The following is an 8802-nucleotide window of genomic DNA, read 5'->3' as shown; positions in this document are numbered from 1 at the left end:
ACCCCTTAGAGATGATGAGGTTGATAGGTCTGGTGTGGAAGCGTGGCGACACGTGGAGCTGACAGATACTAATCGGTCGAGGACTTATCCAAACATATTCTTGATACGTTGTTTCTTACACATTATCTAGTTTTGAGAGAATCATTTCTTTCAACATAGTTGAACAAAGAGAACCAAGAGATTCGAGGAAGCAACCGTACGAATGCCCGGAGCGTATGTTATGATACGTGAGGACATGAGAAGGGAAGCTGACGAAGAAGATCGTAGGTTATCTGACGTTCAAACAAATAGTCTGGTGGCGATAGCGAAGAGGCCACACCCGTTCCCATGCCGAACACGGTCGTTAAGCTCTTCAGCGCCGATGGTAGTTGGGGGCTTCCCCCTGTGAGAGTAGGACGTTGCCGGGCGGTTAAAGCACAATCCAATAGGGTTGTGCTTTTTTATGTACATAAAGAATATGTTCAAGGGGCTGAAGAGCTTTGATTCGAAGGGACAGCATCTTTATTGAATAAGACGATGGAAGCATCGTGAATAAGCTTCATTGAAAGTACATCATGTTGTCCCTTGTGAGACGGACTCGTTTCTCTTCGTCAAACAACATGAGGAGCTTCTTAAAATAGCGACATGGATACCATTCAAGTAGAAAAGAAATGTGAGCTAGGACCTTGCCAGGCGATAAAGTATAATCAGATAGGGTTGTACTTTTCTTATGTATAAAAGTTGGTTAGTTTCTAGTTGGGAAGAAAAAAATAATGCTTTTTTCATTCTAGGTTGAGAGCAGAGTCTCATGAAAGTTTTAAGTGCGAAAAATCAGGAGTCAAAGCGGAATATAAACTGTGGTCAAATCATCTAAAAGAACTAAGGAAATTCGGTCTAATCTTTACCCTCGTGAGAGCTCATTGATTTTTCCTTCATAAAGCCTATATGACAAATGTCATATAGGTAACTTGACGTTCATGACTTACATTACTCATCGATTATTTCTATACTAGAGGTAGAATAATGGTTTCTTCAAAGTCAGAGATAAATGAGTTCATTTTAGGAGGAAGAAATGAGTAATCAGAAACTAGCGCAGCTCAAAAAAAATATGGCACCTTTCGAAAAATCAGATGCTAAATCAAGTGTAAAACAAATCATAAACACGATTCCACCGTTTTTCTTGCTGTGGTACTTGGCTTATCAAAGCTTGTCAGTCTCATATTGGTTAACTCTTGCATTAGCTGTTGTAGCAGCGGGGTTTGTCGTGCGGATCTTTATCATTTTTCATGATTGTTGTCATGGATCGTTCTTTAAAAATAAAAAAGCGAATGATATTCTTGGAACAATTACGGGTATCATTACGATGTTTCCATATGAAAAATGGAAACGTGATCACTCTATTCATCATGCAACAAGCAGTAATTTAGATAAGCGTGGTACAGGTGATGTATGGGTAATGACTGTAGATGAATATGTAGCAGCATCATTCAAGGAAAGGCTTGCATACCGTCTTTATCGTAATCCTCTCGTTATGTTCGGATTAGGCCCGCTTTACCTTTTCTTCATGACGAATCGTTTAAACCGTAAAGGGGCTAGACGAAAAGAGCGAATGAATTTATATCTTATTAATGTATCAATTGTTGTTGTTTATGCCCTATTGATTTGGACAATTGGCTGGCAGGCATTTTTGCTTGTTCAAGCACCGATCTTATTTGTATCAGGTTCACTTGGAATTTGGTTGTTTTATGTACAGCATACGTTTGAGGACTCTTATTTTGAAGATGAATCAGAGTGGGATTATGTCAAAGCTGCTGTAGATGGCAGCTCATATTACAAGCTGCCAAAAGTTTTGCAATGGGTAACGGGTAATATTGGTTATCATCATGTGCACCACTTAAGTCCAAGAGTACCGAACTATCATCTCGAAAAAGCACATGAATCTACACCACCATTACAACATGCCACAACGATTACGATGGGTTCTAGTTTGAAGTCAATTCGTTTCCGTCTGTATGATGAAAAAAATAAAGCATTTGTAAGCTTTAAAGAGATTAAGCACTTATTGAAGCAAGCAAAGTCTGGCGTACAAATGGATAATAGAGGACCAAGTCTTCAAGGGAAATAAATAATTATGCGAAAAAACCCATTCAACTTAGCATTGAAGGGTTTTTCGTGTTACAGATATTGTTATAATAAAAGCAATGGATAAGAAAGTGGAGGTAGTTATGCAAAGTTGGTATAATATTTTCCCGAAAAATACAGGGCTGAGCATTTATGTATGGATTATTTTTTGTATACTGCCCTTTTATTTTATTTTTCGATCATCATCCATTATTGAGATTATATTTGGGATTTTGATGATTCTCTTATTTTTTCTCGCATATCGATTATCTTTTACTTCTAAAGGTTGGCTTATCTATTTTTGGGTGGGTATAGAAATAGCGATTAGTATAGTCATGACCTTATTTTTTGGTTACGTTTATTTTGCTTTGTTTTTAGCCTTTTTTATCGGAAATATTCAAAATAGAGTTGGTTTTTTTACGTTATATGGGGTTCATCTTATTACAACTATTGTGGCCGTTAACTTAAGCTTTTTTACACAAACAGAATTATTTTTCTCTCAGTTTCCGTTTATCGTTATTTCTGTGATTGGTGTTATTTTGTTGCCGTTTAACACGTACAATCGTAACAAACGTGAGAAGCTTGAAGGCCAACTAGAAGATGCAAATTTAAAAATTTCTCAATTGATGGTTATGGAAGAACGCCAGCGGATTGCGCGTGATTTGCATGACACGCTTGGACAAAAATTATCATTGATAGGCTTAAAGAGTGATTTGGCTGGAAAATTAATGAGCGTTAATCCTGATTCAGCAAAAATAGAAATCCTTGACATTCAACAAACGGCTAGAACAGCCCTAAAGGAAGTGCGTGAGATGGTGTCAAATATGCGCGGAGCAAAATTAGAAGAGGAAGTCATTCATATTCAGCAAATTTTGAAGGCTGCGCAAATCGAATTCACGGTCGAGGGTGATACGAAACTGACAAACACACCGTTACTCGTTGAAAATGTCGTAAGTATGTGTTTAAAAGAGGCAGTGACCAATGTCGTGAAGCATAGTCAGGCTACCTCTTGTAAAATCTTTATAAATGAGGAGCTGGATGAATTACAAATAAAAGTTGAAGATAATGGAATCGGTATCTCAGATAGAATCGCTTTTTCTGAAGGGCACGGACTACAGGGGATGAGAGAGCGACTTGAATTTGTGAATGGAAGTTTGGACATTTTACGATCAGATGGAACGATTCTTGATATTCGAGTGCCGAATATTATTTTGCAGACGAAACAGGAGGGGTTGGCATGATCCAGATTGTCATTGCGGAAGATCAAAGAATGTTACTTGGTGCTCTAGGGTCCCTACTTGATTTGGAAGAAGATATGGAAGTGGTCGGAAAAGCAAGAAATGGTGAAGAGGCCCTTGCTCTAGTAAGACAGTATGATCCAGATATTTGCATTATGGATATTGAAATGCCTGTGAAAAGTGGTCTTGATGCAGCAGAGGAATTAATCGATCACTCTTGCAAAGTTATTATTTTAACCACTTTTGCTAGACCTGGTTATTTTGAACGGGCGAGAAAAGCTGAAGTAAGTGGTTATTTGTTAAAGGATAGTCCAAGTGAGGATTTAGCCAATTCAATACGGACTATTATGGACGGTCGACGCATTTATGCCCCAGAATTAATTGATATGGCATTTGAGAATGAAAATCCACTTACTGAGCGTGAAAAGCAGGTAATTGCTCTCATTGCCGACGGAAAAAACACAAAAGAAATTGCAAGCGAGCTTTTTTTGACCACTGGTACAGTACGCAATTATATTTCAGTCATTCTCGATAAGTTAGATGTGAGTAACCGCATTGAAGCGATCTCACGGTTTAAGGAAAAAGGCTGGTTTAAATAGCAGAAGGGAAAGTCTCCTTCGTTTTAGGTTACTGTTTTGCAAGGAGTGAGATTCATCAAAAAGATAAAAAAAGTATTATATGTGATCTTTGGCTTTGTATTTTTGGGATTAGGGATTCTTGGTATTATTCTACCACTTTTACCGACAACGCCATTTTTATTACTGGCATCTGGATGCTTTGTAAGAGGATCGGAAAAATTTGAAGCTTGGTTTAAAGGAACGAAAATCTATAAAGATCATTTAGAGGAATTTGTTAGAAACAGAGCGATGACGTTAAGACAGAAAATCATCATTAATCTATTTGCTGATAGTATGATTGCGATTCCCTTCATACTATCCGATAGCACGATTGTAAGGATTGTATTACTTTTGATTGTGATATATAAGTATTATTATTTCATTTATCGTATCAAAACGGTAAAAGGCGCTAAGCTGAGTAGTGAATAGCTTGTAGATTTTCTTTACTTTGCAGCAAACAAAAAAAGACCATATTGGGTCTTTTTTTGTTGGAGTTGTTCATTTTACCACAATGCAGGTTTACCAACCATAAACCAAAGCATAGCCATTAATAAAATGATATAAATCCAAATCGAACGCTTTAGCTTAGCTACAAGTGTATCTCTATTCTGCGATTCTTCTTGAAACTGCCTAAGTGTTGGCGAAAAGGCACGAGCAAGAAAGAACAATGAACAAAATAAAATAATCAGCGTCATAACAATCCACGGAGTACTCCACGTCCATGGACCAAAAATAACGAGCAGGATCCCTGTTCCAACTAAAACGTGACCTGCATGCTTTGCGAGCCTGACGACAAATCGGAAGGTGTTCAGGTAAGCATTTATCTCCATTTCCTTTGCGGTGCGCAGCTTTTTAACAATTGGTAGTAAAATAAAGAAAGGGCCAATTGAAGCGATTGCGCTTGAAACATGGAGATAAATGAAAATACGGTACCATAAATCCATTTCAACTATTATCCGTTAACAGCACTAAATTCATGAACCCATACGCGCATTTGCGGGAGCCATGGCATTCCTGGGTGGTAGGATAAAATGGATTCTTTATATTCTTCGACTGTATTATAGCCTTCTTGGCGAGCATGCTCATCTGTTAATTCACCTAGTGATTGAGAGTACACGCGTTCAACGACGAATTGTTTATCTTTTAATACCATCATTTCACCGATATCAGCATAACGTCCATTACGGCGTGTTGCTGTTTTCTTGCCCTCAATTACTTTGTTTACATCATCTTCTTTTGTTACGAGTAAATCAATTGTACATGTTTTTGGTGGTAGTGCATTATTTTCTTCGTGGTTAGTCATGTTAAAAACCTCCTTCGTCTATTCAATCCTTTTATAATGTATCATATTTCGAACAAGACGAGTACCCATCGGAGACGAAGATGTCATGCTCTATTAACTTATTTATAAACGAATGGGGAAAGATAGCTAGTAATAGGATAAAAGTGATTCAATTACTGATATTTTAGATGACATTTGGTTTATAATGAAAGGAAAAGACTTTAAAAGAGTTGAATGTTGGAGTGATGGAAGCGTATGCGATTTACAAAAAGTATCCCGAATATGTTTACATTAGGGAATTTATATTGTGGTTTTCTTTCAATCGGCTATGCTGCTGGTGGGCATTATAATAATGCCGCAATTTTGATTTTAATTGGAATGATGCTTGATAGTATGGATGGAAGGTTGGCTAGAATGTTAAAAGCCAACACTGAGTTAGGGAAAGAGTTAGATTCATTAGCGGATATCGTCACATTCGGAGTCGCTCCTTCCTTTTTAGTGTACTATACATATTTTTATCAATTTGGTTTAATGGGCATAATGATTGCAGGATTATTTCCCCTCTTTGGAGCATACCGATTAGCTCGGTTTAACATTAGCTCTAGTAAATCATCTCTCCATTATTTTGTTGGGGTGCCGATTACAGCGGCAGGTGGCATATTGGCTTTGTTGACATTATTTGGAGGTGGATTACCTCATTTTATTACAACAGTTGTGTTCACGGCTATGTGTTTTTTAATGGTGAGTACAATTAGAATACCAAGTCTCAAAGAAATACCTCTGCCAAAATACGGTACGATTGTTACGATATTTTTGGGATGCTTGTTATATGTCATCTACAAAGGAACCTATGGATCATTTCCTTATCTTATCTATTTTGCTACACCGTTATATATTATTTACGTAGCATATCGTTTTATAAAAGGTAAAAACATGAAGGATATCGATTGATTTTTCAGCATTGAATAAAACCATCAGATTGAGACACATTAAAATGAGCGAAATAGATAAAAATGCAAAGGAGAGTGGATGGATTGGAGAAAAATCCCACAGAGTATGATCGCTATACAACAGCAAACCTCACTCCAGAGTTAGTTGAAAAAGTCATGGAGCTAGAGGCAAGTTTACGAAGTGCCGCTGATAGAGATGTCATCCTGATCGCTTACGAAGAGAGTGGACATAATCCAACATAATGAATATAAGCGTAATAAGTTAAAAACAAGGCCTTGCAGTGATTGCAAAGGCTTTTTTTTTAGAATACATATTGTGCTAGAATCAAAATGGTAGGTGATTTGAAACGATTGATGTAAAGTTTGTAGAGATAGCGAGGTTATGAATCATGTTTGATCCGACCATTTTTGAAAATTTAAAAGTTGCTTTTGAAAACCATGTTTATGATTTAGATAACTTGAGTGGTGAAATCAATATTACTAATCGAATAGATCGTATGGAATTAGCCGTCATGTCGAGAGAATTTACTCTTCAATTTACGTTAGCTGACCAACAGGATGTTTTAGCGGAAATTGTGTTAGGGGCATCCATTAAAGATTTGGCGGCAGAGATACTAGAGACATCTGATGAGAATCCAGGATGTACTCTATTGTTGCGTTTTCTCATGAAAGTAGAAGATGTAGCTACTCAATGTAAACAAATTAAAGACGTGGTACAAAAAATTTGGAAGCCTGATTTTCCACCTGTTCAAACATTAAGCTTTGAATACAATCAAGAGCAGGTTGTTTACTTAGATACGGTCGAGATCAAGTTTAAGCATAAAATTAATGAGGATCATATGGGGGATATCCCTGATTTTCTTGATCATGTGCTGATGACACTTAGGGAGTTAAATAGAGTGTAAGTATGTAAAAAATCCTCCGTCATAATGGGTTAAATTAGAAACACATTACGTCGAAGGATTATCGATGATTTTAAAAGATTAACGTACACCCTTCATATAGCCTTGAATTTTAGGCACAAGTAAGAAGAGGAGAATACTGAGGACAATTGCTGCTCCTCCAATCACACCGAAATAGGTCATTTCGGTTTCAGGAGTATAGAATTTAACAATTTGCGCATTGATGGCTTGGGCAGCTGCACTTGATAAGAACCATAAGCTCATTGTTTGAGCTGAGAAGGCTGCAGGTGCTAATTTTGTCGTAGCTGAGAGTCCAACAGGTGATAAGCATAATTCACCAAGTACGACAATGAAATAGCTCAGAACAAGCCACAATGGACTAACTAATGAATTTGCTCCACCAAAGTAAGCTGGTAAAAGAATGACAAGGAACGATAAGCCAGCAAATAATAAAGCTAAAGAGAACTTTGTAGGGACTGATGGCTGCCGATCTCCAAGCTTCACCCAAAACCATGCAAAGGCTGGTGCTAAAAGAATAATAAATAACGGATTTAACGACTGGAACCATGCAGGTGAAATATGAATACCTAAAAACTCTAATTGAGTACGTTTATCCGCATAAACGGCTAGAATTGTAGACCCTTGCTCTTGAATCGCCCAAAACATCACAGAAGCAATGAATAATGGAATATAAGCAATAATGCGTGAACGCTCTACTTCTGTTGTTTTTGGACTTCGATACATCACAATGAAATACATAGTAGGAAGTAAAATTCCCAGAATCCCAATCATCACAATGAAACTATCAAATGTAAGAAGACCCATTGGAATGGTAACAGCAATCATTCCAGCTAGTAGGACAACACTTAAACCAATTATGGTGAAAACTTTTTTCTTTTCAGCGGGTGTTAGTGGATTTGCAACATATGTCCCAGCAAGACCAAGGTTCTTTTTCTTTGTGTAAATAAACACAAGTAATCCAAAGAACATACCAATAGCAGCAATACCAAATCCTAAGTGGAAATTGTATTTCATCGCTTCACCAACAATTAATGGTGAAAGGAATGCCCCTAAGTTAATCCCCATATAAAAAATACTGAAACCAGCATCACGACGATTGTCTTGCTCACTGTAAATATCACCAACAACACTTGAAACGTTTGGCTTAAGTAATCCTGTACCTAGGACAATTAAGACCATCGAAATAAAGAACATCGTTAAGCTTCCAGGCAGTGCTAATACAATATGACCAAACATGATTAAAATACCGCCATATAAGACTGCTTTTGACGTTCCGAAAATGCGGTCAGCTAACCAGCCACCAATGACTCCAGACATATATACTAATGATCCGTAGATGGACATGATGGCAAGAGCCGTACTTTCATTAAGCCCTAATCCACCTTTTGAAACTTCATAGTACATATAGAATACGAGAATGGCTCTCATTCCATAATAAGAAAAACGTTCCCAAAACTCTGTGAAAAACAGGGTAAACAATCCCTTAGGATGACCAAAAAATCCTTTCTGAGGGACGCTTGCCACAATTTTCTGTTTATTTAAATCTGACATTAGATAAACCTCCTTATTATATAAATATAATAATTTATCGCTTTCATATTGTCAAAATAGTAATGATGGATTTATATGAAAGCATTGGAACGTAATTGGGTTTTAATAGTATTTTATTGGAATAACATATTCTTCTGATAC

Annotated in this window: 10 protein-coding genes and 2 rRNA genes; 9 read left to right on the top strand and 3 right to left on the bottom strand. The window is 37.1% G+C overall.

Features of this window, described 5'->3' with window-relative positions:
- The 6 genes from IQ10_RS15185 to IQ10_RS15160 form a co-directional block, all read left to right on the top strand.
- Window positions 1–92 (top strand): 23S ribosomal RNA (locus IQ10_RS15185); the annotation flags it as partial.
- A 199-nt stretch (window positions 93–291) separates the two neighbouring features.
- Window positions 292–407: ribosomal RNA gene (gene rrf / locus IQ10_RS15180) — 5S ribosomal RNA — on the top strand.
- Window positions 408–1051: 644 nt separating this feature from the next.
- Complete coding sequence (desA, locus tag IQ10_RS15175) at window positions 1052–2104, top strand: Delta(5) desaturase DesA (protein WP_144451343.1); 1053 nt, start codon at window positions 1052–1054, stop codon at window positions 2102–2104.
- A 100-nt stretch (window positions 2105–2204) separates the two neighbouring features.
- The gene (locus IQ10_RS15170; protein ID WP_144451342.1) at window positions 2205–3341 is read left to right on the top strand and encodes a sensor histidine kinase; all 1137 of its coding nucleotides are present in this window, start codon (window positions 2205–2207) and stop codon (window positions 3339–3341) included.
- On the top strand, window positions 3338–3937 hold the full coding sequence (locus tag IQ10_RS15165) for a response regulator transcription factor (protein WP_144451341.1): 600 nt from the start codon (window positions 3338–3340) through the stop codon (window positions 3935–3937). Before IQ10_RS15170 ends, IQ10_RS15165 begins: the two co-directional genes overlap by 4 nt.
- Before the next feature lie 81 nt (window positions 3938–4018).
- A complete protein-coding gene (locus IQ10_RS15160) occupies window positions 4019–4384 on the top strand; it encodes a YbaN family protein (RefSeq protein WP_242009856.1) in 366 nt (121 codons plus the stop codon).
- A 74-nt stretch (window positions 4385–4458) separates the two neighbouring features.
- Here IQ10_RS15160 and IQ10_RS15155 read toward each other — a convergent pair whose 3' ends face one another.
- Window positions 4459–4899 (bottom strand): hypothetical protein, encoded by a 441-nt coding sequence (locus tag IQ10_RS15155; RefSeq protein WP_144451340.1) that lies wholly within the window; start codon window positions 4897–4899, stop codon window positions 4459–4461.
- Between the two features lie 8 nt (window positions 4900–4907).
- On the bottom strand, window positions 4908–5258 hold the full coding sequence (locus tag IQ10_RS15150) for an ASCH domain-containing protein (RefSeq protein ID WP_144451339.1): 351 nt from the start codon (window positions 5256–5258) through the stop codon (window positions 4908–4910).
- 234 nt (window positions 5259–5492) lie between these two features.
- On the opposite strand from IQ10_RS15150, the gene pssA reads away from it, so the two are divergent.
- The 3 genes from pssA to IQ10_RS15135 all read left to right on the top strand — a co-directional run bounded on the left by pssA (window position 5493) and on the right by IQ10_RS15135 (window position 7092).
- Window positions 5493–6188, top strand: a complete 696-nt coding sequence (gene pssA / locus IQ10_RS15145; RefSeq protein ID WP_144451338.1) for a CDP-diacylglycerol--serine O-phosphatidyltransferase — start codon at window positions 5493–5495, stop codon at window positions 6186–6188.
- Between the two features lie 83 nt (window positions 6189–6271).
- Window positions 6272–6430 carry a hypothetical protein gene (locus IQ10_RS15140; RefSeq protein WP_242009855.1) on the top strand — a complete coding sequence of 53 codons (159 nt, stop codon included), beginning with the start codon at window positions 6272–6274 and terminating at the stop codon, window positions 6428–6430.
- Window positions 6431–6576: 146 nt separating this feature from the next.
- Entirely contained in the window at window positions 6577–7092 is a 516-nt protein-coding gene (locus IQ10_RS15135; RefSeq protein WP_144451336.1) for a hypothetical protein, read from the top strand.
- 78 nt (window positions 7093–7170) lie between these two features.
- On the opposite strand, the gene IQ10_RS15130 is transcribed toward IQ10_RS15135, so the two are convergent.
- Window positions 7171–8661, bottom strand: coding sequence for a peptide MFS transporter (locus IQ10_RS15130; RefSeq protein ID WP_144451335.1), 1491 nt, complete (start codon window positions 8659–8661; stop codon window positions 7171–7173).
- Window positions 8662–8802: the final 141 nt, after the last annotated feature.

Origin of the sequence: Halalkalibacter nanhaiisediminis (assembly GCF_007830185.1) — a bacterium.
Taxonomy (GTDB): Bacteria; Bacillota; Bacilli; order Bacillales; family Bacillaceae_D; genus Halalkalibacter; species Halalkalibacter nanhaiisediminis.
The sequence above is the reverse complement of the archived record's forward strand: the minus strand, read 5'-3'. Positions and strand labels throughout refer to the sequence as shown.